The sequence below is a fragment of the Pseudomonas sp. DTU12.1 genome (genome assembly GCF_009873475.1).
GTDB classification, from domain to species: domain Bacteria; phylum Pseudomonadota; class Gammaproteobacteria; order Pseudomonadales; family Pseudomonadaceae; genus Aquipseudomonas; species Aquipseudomonas proteolytica.
Genome location: NZ_CP045254.1, coordinates 5,844,045 through 5,855,966, shown reverse-complemented (window position 1 = coordinate 5,855,966; position 11,922 = coordinate 5,844,045). Strand labels below are relative to the sequence as shown.

The 11,922-nt window shown below is 61.4% G+C and carries 12 protein-coding genes; 5 read left to right on the top strand and 7 right to left on the bottom strand.

Annotated elements, in window-relative coordinates; translation table 11 throughout:
* The first annotated feature begins 42 nt into the window (after positions 1-42).
* Both gcvT and gcvH read left to right on the top strand, forming a co-directional pair.
* On the top strand, positions 43-1,125 hold the full coding sequence (gene gcvT / locus GDV60_RS26095) for a glycine cleavage system aminomethyltransferase GcvT (protein WP_029289505.1): 1,083 nt from the start codon (positions 43-45) through the stop codon (positions 1,123-1,125).
* A gap of 51 nt (positions 1,126-1,176) precedes the next feature.
* Positions 1,177-1,560, top strand: a complete 384-nt coding sequence (gcvH, locus tag GDV60_RS26090) for a glycine cleavage system protein GcvH (RefSeq protein WP_029289503.1) — start codon at positions 1,177-1,179, stop codon at positions 1,558-1,560.
* Between the two features lie 47 nt (positions 1,561-1,607).
* Here gcvH and GDV60_RS26085 read toward each other — a convergent pair whose 3' ends face one another.
* The 6 genes from GDV60_RS26085 to GDV60_RS26060 all read right to left on the bottom strand — a co-directional run bounded on the left by GDV60_RS26085 (position 1,608) and on the right by GDV60_RS26060 (position 6,917).
* Positions 1,608-2,747: a DegT/DnrJ/EryC1/StrS aminotransferase family protein gene (locus GDV60_RS26085; RefSeq protein ID WP_159909122.1), complete on the bottom strand. Its 1,140-nt coding sequence runs from the start codon at positions 2,745-2,747 to the stop codon at positions 1,608-1,610.
* Between the two features lie 161 nt (positions 2,748-2,908).
* Positions 2,909-3,226, bottom strand: coding sequence for a DUF2388 domain-containing protein (locus GDV60_RS26080; RefSeq protein ID WP_029289499.1), 318 nt, complete (start codon positions 3,224-3,226; stop codon positions 2,909-2,911).
* A gap of 69 nt (positions 3,227-3,295) precedes the next feature.
* Entirely contained in the window at positions 3,296-3,742 is a 447-nt protein-coding gene (locus GDV60_RS26075) for an NfeD family protein (RefSeq protein ID WP_029289497.1), read from the bottom strand.
* 10 nt (positions 3,743-3,752) lie between these two features.
* Entirely contained in the window at positions 3,753-4,673 is a 921-nt protein-coding gene (locus GDV60_RS26070) for an SPFH domain-containing protein (RefSeq protein ID WP_027608388.1), read from the bottom strand.
* Positions 4,674-4,748: 75 nt separating this feature from the next.
* Positions 4,749-6,500: a GspE/PulE family protein gene (locus GDV60_RS26065; protein ID WP_159909319.1), complete on the bottom strand. Its 1,752-nt coding sequence runs from the start codon at positions 6,498-6,500 to the stop codon at positions 4,749-4,751.
* Positions 6,501-6,584: 84 nt separating this feature from the next.
* Positions 6,585-6,917 carry a hypothetical protein gene (locus GDV60_RS26060; protein ID WP_029289492.1) on the bottom strand — a complete coding sequence of 111 codons (333 nt, stop codon included), beginning with the start codon at positions 6,915-6,917 and terminating at the stop codon, positions 6,585-6,587.
* Between the two features lie 127 nt (positions 6,918-7,044).
* Between GDV60_RS26060 and GDV60_RS26055 the strand changes: the two genes are divergently transcribed.
* Entirely contained in the window at positions 7,045-7,515 is a 471-nt protein-coding gene (locus GDV60_RS26055) for an Lrp/AsnC family transcriptional regulator (RefSeq protein WP_133715268.1), read from the top strand.
* A 211-nt stretch (positions 7,516-7,726) separates the two neighbouring features.
* Here GDV60_RS26055 and GDV60_RS26050 read toward each other — a convergent pair whose 3' ends face one another.
* A complete protein-coding gene (locus tag GDV60_RS26050) occupies positions 7,727-9,094 on the bottom strand; it encodes an inorganic triphosphatase (RefSeq protein WP_070994010.1) in 1,368 nt (455 codons plus the stop codon).
* Between the two features lie 160 nt (positions 9,095-9,254).
* On the opposite strand from GDV60_RS26050, the gene argE reads away from it, so the two are divergent.
* Together argE and argA are read left to right on the top strand one after the other, a co-directional pair.
* Positions 9,255-10,403 carry an acetylornithine deacetylase gene (gene argE, locus GDV60_RS26045; RefSeq protein WP_029289486.1) on the top strand — a complete coding sequence of 383 codons (1,149 nt, stop codon included), beginning with the start codon at positions 9,255-9,257 and terminating at the stop codon, positions 10,401-10,403.
* A gap of 134 nt (positions 10,404-10,537) precedes the next feature.
* Entirely contained in the window at positions 10,538-11,836 is a 1,299-nt protein-coding gene (argA, locus tag GDV60_RS26040; RefSeq protein ID WP_029289484.1) for an amino-acid N-acetyltransferase, read from the top strand.
* The last annotated feature ends 86 nt before the right edge of the window (positions 11,837-11,922 follow it).

Genomic DNA, 11,922 nt, shown 5'->3' with positions numbered 1-11,922 from the left:
GGCGACCGTCCGCACCTTCGCCACGCCCGGAAGGAGAAACCCATGGGACAGCGTACGCCTCTGTATGACCTGCATCTCGCCCTCGGCGCGAAAATGGTCGATTTTGGCGGTTGGGATATGCCTCTGCACTACGGCTCGCAAGTCGAGGAGCACCATCAGGTGCGCCGTGACTGTGGGGTGTTTGATGTTTCCCACATGACCGTGATCGACATCTCGGGCCATCAGGCCAGGGAGTGGCTACAGTACCTGCTGGCCAATGATGTCGGTCGTTTGCATGGCTGCGGCCATGCGCTGTACAGCGCCATGCTCAACGAGCAGGGCGGGGTGGTGGACGACATGATTGTCTACCGCACCGAAGACGGTTACCGGCTGGTGGTCAACGCGGCCACCCGCGACCAGGATATCGCCTGGATGCAGGCCCAGCTGGGCAGCTACCAGGTGATGATGCGTGAGCGCCCGGACCTGGCCATGCTGGCTATCCAGGGGCCCCAGGCCCGACACAAGATTGCCGAGCTGGTCACCCAGTCTCGTGGCGTGTTGATCCACCAGCTCAAGCCCTTCGAGGGCCGTGCCGACGGCGACTGGTTCATCGCGCGCACGGGCTATACCGGCGAAGATGGCCTGGAAATCGTCCTGCCCGCCGACCAGGCCCCGGGTTTTTTCAACGACCTGGTCGGGGCAGGCATCTCGCCCATCGGCCTGGGCGCGCGCGACACCCTGCGCCTGGAGGCCGGCATGAACCTTTACGGCCAGGATATCCACCTGAAGGTGTCCCCTCTGGCCGCCAATATGGCCTGGAGCATCGCCTGGGAACCCGCCAGCCGCGCGTTCATCGGGCGTGCGGCTCTGGAAGCCGAGCGTGAGGCTGGGGTTCAGCTCAAACTGGTGGGTCTGGTGCTGGAGGAGCGTGGGGTTTTACGCGCTCACCAGGTGGTTCGTATCGCCGATGTTGGCGAAGGAGAGATCACCAGTGGTAGTTTCTCTCCTACGCTGAGTAAATCCATTGCCCTGGCGCGTGTACCGATGGCAACCGCCGACCGCGCCGAGGTAGAGATTCGCGGCAAATGGTACCCGGTGCGAGTGGTCAAACCGACCTTCGTACGCCATGGCAAAACCTTGATCTAACCTTTTCCGGCAGGCCAATGGCCGCTGACATTTCTTTTGAGGACACAGACTATGAGCAATATCCCTGCCGAACTGCGTTTTGCCGAAAGCCACGAATGGGCTCGCCTGGAAGCTGATGGCTCGGTGACCGTCGGGATCTCCGATCACGCCCAGGAAGCACTGGGTGATGTGGTCTTCGTTGAGTTGGCTGAAGTGGGCAAGGTATTTGCTGCAGGCGACGCAGCGGGCGTCGTGGAATCAGTGAAGGCTGCTTCGGATATTTACTCGCCAGTGTCGGGTGAAGTGATTGCGGTCAACGAGGATCTGACCGATGCCCCTGAGTCGCTCAACGAAAAGCCGTATGAGGCGTGGATCTTCAAGGTCAAGCCTAGCAATACCGCCGAACTGGAAAAACTGCTGGATGCCGCCGGCTACAAGGCCGCCATCGGCGAATAACACCCTCCCCTGTGTAGGAGCCGGCAAGCCGGCTCCTACAACAAAGGTCAGGGCTTGAGCACCTGCTTCACCGCCGCAACCGCGCGCTCTACATCCGCCTTGGTCATCGCCGTAAACATCGGCAACGACACAATCAAACGCCCGACTCGTTCTGCCACCGGGAACATGCCTTCCTTGAACCCCTGTGCCCGGTACAAACTCAGCAGATGGATCGGCGGGTAGTGATAGCCAATGCCCACGCCCTGGGTCTGCATCTGCTCCATGAACGTGGCGCGGGCTGGCAGGCCATCCTGGCGCTCGGGCAGTACCAGCTGGAACAAGTGCCAGTTGCTGTTTTCGAAGTCGGCAGGTGGCAACTGCGCACCGTATGTCGCCTCGAAATCGCTGCCAAAACACTCGAAGTAATGCCGGGCCAGGGCCTGTCGATGGGCAGTGATCTGCTCGATGTTGGCAAATTGGCCCAGGCCAACCGCTGCGGCGACATCGGTCATGTTGAACTTGCCGCCCAGCACATCCACATCCAGGCCATCGAAGCCGCTGCGAGTCACGCCTTGCAGCCGGTACTTTTCCGCCAGGCGTGCTTCTTCGGCGTTGTTCAACACCAGGCAGCCGCCTTCGCAAGAGGTGATGTTCTTGTTTGCCTGGAAGCTGAACGAGACAAAATCCCCGGTGGCGCCGATCCTCTGGCCATCCCAGCTGGCCCCGAGCGCCTGTGCGGCATCCTCGACGACACGCAGCCCGTACTTGTTGGCCAGGGCGTAGAGCATCGGCATGTCCAGCGGCAGGCCGGCCAGGTACACCGGGATAATCGCCTTGGTACGCGGTGTGATAGCGGCTTCCAGTTGGACCAGGTCAATATTGCGGGTCACGGGGTCGATATCGGCAAACACCGGCGTGGCGCCCACCTCCAGAATCACGTTGGCGGTCGCCACCCAGGAAATCGGTGTGGTGATCACTTCATCCCCTGGACCAACCCCGGCGATGCGCAGGGCAATTTCCATGGTGCAGGTGCCGGAGTTGAAGGTGCGCACCGGCCGTCCACCAAAGTACTCCGATAGCTGTGCTTCGAACGCCTGCACCCTTGGCCCGCTGGTGATCCAGCCCGAGCGCAACACATCACCGACCGCCGCAATGGTGGCTTCGTCAATGCTGGGTTTTGAAAACGGCAGGAAAGGCAGTTGGCTCATGATGTTGAAGGTACCCGCAGGAGAAAGACCAAGAATAAAAACTCAAATCAACCCCGGCATCGTCGCACGGGGCAACTGAATATAGCCTGTCGCCTGTAAACGTATCGTCGAAAAACAGGCAAAAAAAAGCCGCTCTAAAGCGGCTTTTTCACGCACCGGATTTACTCGGCAGCAACTGCGTTTTTCGCCAGGATGGCGTTGGCCAACTCCATGTCGGTGGCTTTCAGGCCTGGATTGTCTGCCCGCACTTTCTGCATGGCGGCTTCCAGGTATGGGCCACGGATACCGCCGTCACTGGCGACGAAGCTGCCGGCGTCGTCCTGGGCGGCGACGACCAGCTTGTGGTCCTTGAAGGTCAGGTACGTCGAGCCGGTGGTGGCGCCCGATGAGATGACATTACGCCAGAAGCTGTCGGCCATGGCCGATCCAACTGGGAGGGAAAGCACGGCGAGGGTGGCGACAGCATATTTGAGACGCATGATGGGTGACTCCGACTGGGTTATCTGAACAGTTTGATTGTAGATAACCCGGTCGAGTTCCATGGCTGACTAAACAGTTTCAATGCGCATAATCACGCCATCCTGGCCAATCACCCGTACTTGAGCCCCTACAGGTGCGTCAGGCCCGGTGACCATCCATACGCCATCGCCGACCTTGATTTTGCCCCGCCCGTCGATAATCGCCTGATGCACCACAAAGGTGCGGCCAATCAGCTCCGAACCGCGCATGTTCAGGCCCGGCTGGTCGCTGGCCTTGGCGCTGCTGCGCTGGCGCTTCCACCAGTACACCGCCGTCAGGATGGACAGCACCGCAAACAGCAGCAGTTGCAGCTCCAGCCCAAGCCCCGGGATCAGGAACTTGAGCACACCAACGGCCGCCGCCGCGATCCCCATCCACAGCAGATAACCGCCGGCACCAAACACTTCAAGAATCAGCAGCACCGTGCCCAGCGCCAGCCAATCCCAGAACGACAGGTGTTGCAGGAATTCCCACATGGTGCGGGCCTCAGGCTTTCTTGTTGTCGAAGGTGGCCTTGACGATTTCGCCGATGCCTCCCACTGCGCCAATGACCTGGCTGGCTTCCAGCGGCATCAGGATGACTTTGCTGTTGTTGGCCGAGGCCAGCTTGCCAAGGGCGTCGATGTACTTCTGTGCGACAAAGTAGTTGATGGCTTGCACGTTACCGGTGGCGATCGCTTCCGATACCACCTGCGTGGCACGGGCCTCTGCCTCGGCCTGACGTTCACGGGCCTCGGATTCAAGGAATGCGGCCTGGCGACCACCTTCAGCCTCGAGGATCTGCGCCTGCTTCTTGCCTTCGGCGGTCAGGATGGCGGAGGCGCGCAGGCCTTCGGCTTCGAGGATCTGGGCACGCTTGATACGCTCGGCTTTCATCTGGCCGGACATGGCGGCCATCAGGTCGGCGGGCGGGCTGATGTCCTTGATCTCGATACGGGTGATCTTGATGCCCCAAGGTGCGGTGGCTTCATCGACCGTGCGCAGCAGCTTCTCGTTGATGCCGTCGCGCTGGCTGAGCATGGCATCCAGTTCCATCGAGCCGAGCACCGTACGGATGTTGGTTTGCAGCAGATTGCGGATCGCATGTTCGAGGTTGTTGACCTCATAGGCCGCCTGGGCGGTGTTCACCACCTGGAAGAAACACACCGCGTCGATCTGCACTGTGGCGTTATCGGCGGTGATCACTTCCTGGGGCGGAATATCCAGCACGCTTTCCATCACGTTGATCTTGCGCCCGATGCGGTCCATCACAGGAATGATGATATTCAGGCCAGGCTTGAGCGTGTTGGTGTAGCGGCCGAAGCGTTCCACGGTCCACTGGTAGCCCTGGGGCACGACCTTGAAACCCATGAACAGGATGGCGATGGCCAAGCCTACGAAGAGGAGAAGCACTGTTCCGATCTGCATAACGATTCCTTGTCTGGTGGTGGCGGTGACGCGAAGTCTGTCGATTGTAACGGGCTTGCCGCAGATAAGAACGGTTTACTCGTTCGCTGGTGTAACCCGTAGCACTTCCTCCAGTGTGGTCAGCCCCGCAGCCACCTTGTGCGCACCTGCCAGACGCAGGCTGTGCATGCCGCCGTTGAGCGCTTCGCGGCGCAGTGCCTGCAAGTCGGTGTCGGCACTGACCAGGGCCCTGGCCCCGTCATTCATCAGCATGATTTCGTAGACCCCGATACGCCCGCGATAGCCACTTTCGCGGCACTCTACGCAGCCATTGGCGCGGTAGACGCTGGCGGGTGGTGCCACGCAAGACTGGGTAGCGCTGTGCCAAGCGTCCTGGTTCAACGCCGTCGGGCTTTTACAGTGTGGGCACAACCGCCGCACCAGGCGCTGGGCCATGACCCCAAGCAGAGTGGCCTTGATCAAGTAATGGGGAATGCCCAGTTCCAGCAGGCGGCTTATCGCGCTGGGGGCGTCGTTGGTGTGCAGGGTCGACAGTACCAGATGACCGGTCAAGGCCGCCTGGATCGCCATTTCAGCGGTTTCCAGGTCGCGGATCTCGCCGATCATGATGATGTCCGGGTCTTGGCGCATAAGCGCGCGGATGCCGCTGGCGAAGGTCAGGTCGATATTGTGCTGGACCTGCATCTGGTTGAAGGCCGGCTCCACCATCTCGATGGGGTCTTCCACCGTGCACAGGTTCACCGTGCGGGAAGCCAGTTGCCGCAGGGTGGTATAGAGGGTGCTGGTCTTGCCTGACCCGGTGGGGCCGGTGACCAGGATGATACCGTTGGCCTGGGCGGTCATGTGCTGCCAGCGCTGCAGGTCATCGGCCGACAGCCCCAGTTGCTGGAAATCCTGGAGCAGCACCTGGGGATCGAAAATCCGCATCACCAGCTTCTCGCCGAAGGCCGTGGGCAGGGTCGAAAGACGCAATTCCACTTCGATACCCGTGGGCGTCTTGGTCTTGACCCGGCCATCCTGGGGCTTGCGCTTCTCGGCGACATTCATCCGCCCGAGGCTTTTCAGGCGGCTGACCACGGCGGTCGTGACCTGGGGCGGAAACTGATAGACATCGTGCAGCAAACCGTCGATACGGAAGCGCACGCGGCCCTGGTCGCCGCCCGGTTCGATATGGATATCGCTGGCGCGCTGGCCGAAGGCAAATTGCAGCAGCCAGTCGACAATATTGACGATATGCGCGTCGTTGGCGTCGGGCTCCTGATCGCCGGCCCCGAGGTTGAGCAACTGCTCGGCAGGGGGCGCCGTGGGGTTGGTCTGGTCGGCCCCGCTGACCGACCTGGCCAGCCGGAAGAACTCCTGGGTACAACTGCGGATCGCCTGGGGGTTGGCGACCACGCGCTTGATCGAGCGCTTCAACACATGAGCTAGCCCCGCTTCCCACTCGCGCAGGTAGGGTTCGGCGCTGGCCACCGTCACGCTGTCGCGATCCAGGGCGACGGCGAGGATATGGTGGCGCTGGGCGAAGGCGTGGGACATCAGCGGCACCACGCTCGCCACATCGATTTTCAGTGGGTCGATGCGCAGATAGGGCTGGTCTACATGACTGGCGAGCCATTGGGTCAGCCGTTCCAGTGATAGCGCCAGGCCGGGCCGCGCGGGGTCGGGCAGTGACTGGCCGGCGAGAAACTCCAGCGGGTGCAGGCCATTGGCCGGAGTGCGCCGCAGGCTTTCGGCCAGGGCAGTGTCGATCAAGCCATGGGCGGTGAGGGCGGGCAGCAGTTCGTCGAGGCAAAGCCTGCGATCCTGGCGTTGTGGCGCAACGGGCATGGCGGTTTCCTGGGCGGTTTCATGCGGTAGCGCCAAGGCTAGTTCCATCCTGGTCGCTGTCGCCCAGAGGGTTATTGCCGGTTTTTACTGAGCCATCGCTTGTACGGTCTGCAACCTTGTGGATTCAACAGGTTGCAGCTCCAGCGAGCACACGCTGATCAGGTTACGAAGTTTTTCACCGATCACCTGGGCGCGGTGCCAGCTCAGGCCGTCCATCACTACGTCGATGTTCAGCAGGTCATCGTCGCGTGTCACGTTCACCTGTTGCGGCACGAGGAACTGCAAAGCGAAGTAGTTCAGGATCCGGCACAGCACATCGGGCTCGGCTTCGGCGAGGATCTGGTAGCGCGCCTGGCAATGGCTATTGCTGACTGCCCAGGCATCGACGCGGGTGGGGCTGGCTGGGACTGAATGCATGGCCGTTCTCCAAATTTGACTGGAGAAATTTTTACATGACCTGTGGGGTATTTCTTATCTATGTTTGAGTGATATGCCTTATAAATGAATAGCACAATTCGAGCATGCGGGATTAAAGGGTATTTTTATGCGCAGTGAGTTGGACGTTTACGACCGCCGGATCCTGGCACTGATGCAGGAAGACGCGTCACTCTCCAGCGCGCAGATTGCCGAACAGGTCGGTCTGTCGCAGTCGCCTTGCTGGCGGCGGATCCAGCGGCTCAAGGAAGAAGGGGTGATTCGCGCCCAGGTGACGTTGCTCGACCGCAAGAAGATTGGCCTCAACACGCAGATCTTTGCCGAGGTCAAACTCAATGCCCACGGGCGGTCCAACTTCACGGAGTTCACCGAGGCGATCCGCGGGTTCCCGGAGGTGCTGGAGTGTTATGTGCTGATGGGGGCGGTGGATTTTCTGTTGCGCATTGTCACCTCGGATATCGAGGCGTATGAGCGGTTTTTCTTTGAGAAGTTGTCGATGGTGCCGGGGATACAGGAGGTCAACTCGATTGTGGCGTTGTCGGAAATCAAGTCGACCACCAGCCTGCCAGTGTTGCGCTGAGCGGCGGCTTGTGGCAACCGGGCTTGTCGTGGCGAGCGGGCTTGCCCCGCGCTGGGCTGCGTAGCAGCCCCAAAACCTATCGCCTCGGTCCACCTGAAAAATAAGTTGGTCTTGGTTGGGGCTGCTACGCAGCCCAGCGCGGGGCAAGCCCGCTCGCCACGACAAGCCTGTTCCACAAGAAGTCGGCTCTCCACAGCAAGCCAGAGGGCGCTTACAGACGCAGCAAAGTCTTCCACGCACGATTCTGATACACCGCAATCACCTGATGCATCCGCGCATCCAGCGATTCGTCGGTGATTGGCAGGTTGGCCAGGGCCGCCAACTTGTTCAGCTCACCGTACAAACGATCCAGCTCCGGGATTTCCAGCAGGTGCCGGGCATGGTGCAGCCAAGCCTGCAGACGCTCGATGCGCGGCAGTTGCTCGGCGAGGTCTTCGGGCTGTTGCTGGTAGCGCGGCAGGCGCAGGGCGACGGCTTCGTCGGCCAGCAGGCGCGGCAGCCAGTTGGCGACCTGGGCGGCGCCCTGGCGGTTGCCGCGCACGTTGCGGTCCTGGGTCCAGGTGCGGGCCAGCAACCAGCGCGAAGTGTTCAGTGAGAACAGGCCCCAGCGCACGTCGGTCAATTCTTCGAGGAACTGTTCCGGCGCGGCCTTGCGCACGTCTTCATCGTCTTCACCGGCCTGGACCAGTGGGCGCCAGTCTTCCAGCAGGGCGTCGAGCGCGCTGCGCAGTTCGCTGGTGGATTGACGTGGTGCGGCCTGGCCGAGGCTACCGATCAGGGCGCGCATTTCGGCGAGGTTTTCCACCCAGTCCTGCAACAGGCGCCAGTGGCCGTTGAAACGGTACTGCTCGGCCAGGCGCTGGCTGCTGCCCAGCAGGTGCCAGGTCAGCGCGGCGAAGACGTCATCCAAAGGCATTTGTGGTTGCAGTTGTGGGGCCGGCAGGCTCAGGGAGTAGCTGCTGGCGTCGAACAGGCGGTAGCCGCGCTCGGCCTTGCTGATATCGCACGGCATCAGCGCCAGGGTCTGGGCCAGTTCGGCAGCCAGTTCCAGCAGGGCGGCGGGTTCGCCTTCGCGCAATTCCAGTTCCAGCTCGCAGATTTCTTCCTTCTGCTTGCCGGCAATCACATGGCCCAGGTCCAGGGCGGCTTCGATCACCACCTTGGCCTTGCCACGGCCCCAGGCGATCTCGGCACGTTCGCGCACGAAGTCGGTGGTGAAAATTGGCTTGAGGGTCTTTTTGTCCAGCTCGGCCAATTGCTCGGGCCAGCATTCGCCGTCGAGTTTCTTCACGTCGAGCTTGGCTTTGGGCAGTTTCCAGTCGTATTCATTACGTTCCGACAAGCCGGCAACGCTGTGGCCGCGGGTCTTGAGGGTCTGGATCACTTCGTCGCCATCCTTGCGCAGGCGCAGGGCAACCTTGGCCTGGGCCAGGTCGCGCTCGGGGGTGTCGAAGTACTGATTCATCAACTCACGGCGTTCCCAGCCACTTTTGTTGCGTTTTTTCAGGAGCGGGTGCTCACGCAGCGCAGCGAGGGTCTCGCGGCTGACGCGGAGCTTGATTTCGGTTTCTTTTTGCATGGCCGGAACATCCAGGATCGGGAGTGCAGCCGGGGGAAAATGTGGCTGCCAAGGTCGTGCAGTGTACAGGACTGAGCCCTGCAACGTGCCGCAACGGGTTTATTGTGCAGCGCAGATGGTTCTATGATGGGTTTCATCTGTGGAAGTTGAGAGACAGCGCATGCCTTTACCGTCCATGAAAGAACAATTTGCCGCTCTGATTGCCGCGCCCTCTGTCAGTTGTACCCAAGCGTCTCTCGACCAGACCAACCGCCCGGTGATCGATCTGCTCGCCACCTGGCTTGGCGACCTGGGCTTTGCCTGCGAGATCCAGCAGGTCAGCCCTGGCAAGTTCAACCTGCTGGCCAGCTTCGGCAGCGGGCCCGGCGGCCTGGTGCTGGCAGGGCATAGCGATACCGTGCCGTACGATGAAGCGCTATGGCAGACCGATCCTTTGAAGTTGACGGAAGTGGACGGGCGCTGGGTAGGACTGGGTAGCTGCGACATGAAAGGCTTTTTCGCGCTGGCCATCGAAGCGGTCCTGCCGCTGCTCGACCAACCGTTCAAGCAGCCGCTGTTGATCCTTGCCACCTGTGATGAAGAAAGCTCCATGGCCGGCGCCCGCGCGCTGGCTGCGGCCGGTCGCCCGCTGGGGCGGGCTGCGGTGATTGGCGAGCCCACGGGCCTCAAACCGATCCGCTTGCACAAGGGCGTGATGATGGAACGTATCGACATCCTCGGGCGCAGTGGTCACTCGTCAGACCCAAGCCTGGGCCACAGCGCCCTCGAAGCCATGCATGACGCCATGGGCGAACTGCGCGGCCTGCGCCTGGCATGGCAGCGGGAGTATCGCAACCCACAGTTCAGCGTGCCCCAGCCCACCTTGAATTTTGGCTGCATCCACGGCGGCGACAACCCCAACCGCATTTGCGGCCAATGCTCCCTGGAATTCGACCTGCGGCCCTTGCCCGGCATGGATCCGCAGGTGCTGCGCGACGCCATCCAGCAGAAACTGCGGCCCATCGCCGAACGCCATCAGGTGCAGATCGACTATGCGCCGCTGTTCCCCGAAGTGCCGCCTTTCGAGCAGCCTGAAGATGCCGAGCTGGTGCGGGTCGCGGAACGATTGACCGGCCATCGTGCCGAAGCAGTAGCGTTCGGCACTGAAGCGCCTTATCTTCAGCGCCTTGGTTGTGAAACCCTGGTGCTCGGCCCTGGGGATATTGCCTGCGCCCACCAGCCGGGCGAGTACCTTGAAATGTCACGCTTGACGCCTACAGTGCGTCTATTGCGGGAATTGATTGAACACTACTGCCTCAAACCTGCATAAATTAACCCCATTGCATCCCGTACTTAGAAGGAGAGCGAGCGTGTCGCCAAGCCTGTTCCGACGATAACCATCAGCCCGCTGTGCGTTTAGCGATTCATCCTTTTTTGGCTGCTTTTTATAACAGGCCCAGGTTTATGCCCGAATACGTCAATTGGCTTCGTCACGCTTCGCCTTACATCAATGCCCACCGTGACTGCACCTTTGTGGTCATGCTGCCGGGCGACGGTGTGGATCATCCCAACTTCGGCAACATCGTCCACGATCTGGTGCTGCTGCACAGCCTCGGCGTGCGCCTGGTGCTGGTACATGGTTCGCGCCCGCAAATCGAAACCCGCCTCGCCGCTCGCGGCCTGACCCCGCATTACCACGATGGCATGCGCATCACCGATGCCGCGACCCTGGAGTGCGTGATCGACGCGGTCGGCCACTTGCGTATTGCTATCGAAGCACGACTGTCCATGGACATGGCGTCTTCGCCAATGCAGGGCTCGCGCCTGCGGGTAGCCAGTGGCAACCTGGTGACCGCACGGCCGATCGGCGTGCTGGACGGTATCGATTACCACCATACCGGCGAAGTGCGCCGGGTCGACCGCAAGGGCATCAACCGCCTGCTGGACGAACGCTCCATTGTCGTACTGTCGCCATTGGGCTATTCGCCGACCGGGGAGATTTTCAACCTGGCCTGTGAAGACGTCGCCACCCGCGCCGCCATCGACCTGGGCGCCGACAAGCTGCTGTTGTTTGGCGCCGACCTGGGCCTGATCGACGAAAACGGCCGACTGGTGCGCGAGCTGCGTCCGCAGCAAGTACCGGCGCACCTGCAACGCCTGGGCAACAACTACCAGGCCGAACTGCTGGATGCGGCGGCCGAGGCCTGTCGTGGGGGCGTGGGGCGCAGCCATATCGTCAGTTATGTCGAAGACGGTGCGCTGTTGACCGAACTCTTTACCCGGGACGGCGGCGGTACGCTGGTGGCCCAGGAGCAATTCGAACTGGTGCGGGAGGCGGCGATTGAAGACGTCGGCGGCCTGCTGGACCTGATCAGCCCACTGGAAGAGCAGGGCATTTTGGTGCGCCGCTCGCGGGAAGTGCTGGAGCGGGAAATCGAACAGTTCAGCGTGGTGGAGCGCGAAGGCATGATCATCGCGTGCGCCGCGCTGTACCCCATTGCCGACTCGGAGGCGGGTGAGCTGGCGTGCCTGGCGGTCAATCCGGAATATCGCCATGGCGGCCGTGGTGATGAGCTGCTCGAGCGCATCGAAACCCGCGCCCGCACCCAAGGCTTGAAGACCCTGTTCGTGCTGACGACCCGTACCGCCCACTGGTTCCGCGAGCGCGGCTTCGTGCCAAGCAGCGTGGATCGCCTGCCGTCGGCGCGGGCTTCGCTGTACAACTTCCAGCGTAATTCGAAGATCTTCGAGAAGACCCTGTAAACACGGTATTCGGTACACCCAATACCTAATGTTGGAGCGGGCTTGCTCGCGAAGGCAGTGTGTCAGTCAGCACATTTATTGACTGG

What these genes read in the sequence shown, in the direction of transcription:
- gcvT (WP_029289505.1), top strand. Translation starts at nt 43, where the DNA reads ATGGGACAGCGTACGCCTCTGTATGACCTGCATCTCGCCCTCGGCGCG.
- GDV60_RS26075 (WP_029289497.1), bottom strand. Translation starts at nt 3,742, where the DNA reads ATGTGGGAATTCCTGCAACACCTGTCGTTCTGGGATTGGCTGGCGCTG.
- argE (WP_029289486.1), top strand. Translation starts at nt 9,255, where the DNA reads ATGCCTTTACCGTCCATGAAAGAACAATTTGCCGCTCTGATTGCCGCG.
- GDV60_RS26050 (WP_070994010.1), bottom strand. Translation starts at nt 9,094, where the DNA reads ATGCAAAAAGAAACCGAAATCAAGCTCCGCGTCAGCCGCGAGACCCTC.
- GDV60_RS26080 (WP_029289499.1), bottom strand. Translation starts at nt 3,226, where the DNA reads ATGCGTCTCAAATATGCTGTCGCCACCCTCGCCGTGCTTTCCCTCCCA.
- GDV60_RS26070 (WP_027608388.1), bottom strand. Translation starts at nt 4,673, where the DNA reads ATGCAGATCGGAACAGTGCTTCTCCTCTTCGTAGGCTTGGCCATCGCC.
- GDV60_RS26060 (WP_029289492.1), bottom strand. Translation starts at nt 6,917, where the DNA reads ATGCATTCAGTCCCAGCCAGCCCCACCCGCGTCGATGCCTGGGCAGTC.
- GDV60_RS26085 (WP_159909122.1), bottom strand. Translation starts at nt 2,747, where the DNA reads ATGAGCCAACTGCCTTTCCTGCCGTTTTCAAAACCCAGCATTGACGAA.
- GDV60_RS26065 (WP_159909319.1), bottom strand. Translation starts at nt 6,500, where the DNA reads ATGCCCGTTGCGCCACAACGCCAGGATCGCAGGCTTTGCCTCGACGAA.
- GDV60_RS26055 (WP_133715268.1), top strand. Translation starts at nt 7,045, where the DNA reads ATGCGCAGTGAGTTGGACGTTTACGACCGCCGGATCCTGGCACTGATG.
- gcvH (WP_029289503.1), top strand. Translation starts at nt 1,177, where the DNA reads ATGAGCAATATCCCTGCCGAACTGCGTTTTGCCGAAAGCCACGAATGG.
- argA (WP_029289484.1), top strand. Translation starts at nt 10,538, where the DNA reads ATGCCCGAATACGTCAATTGGCTTCGTCACGCTTCGCCTTACATCAAT.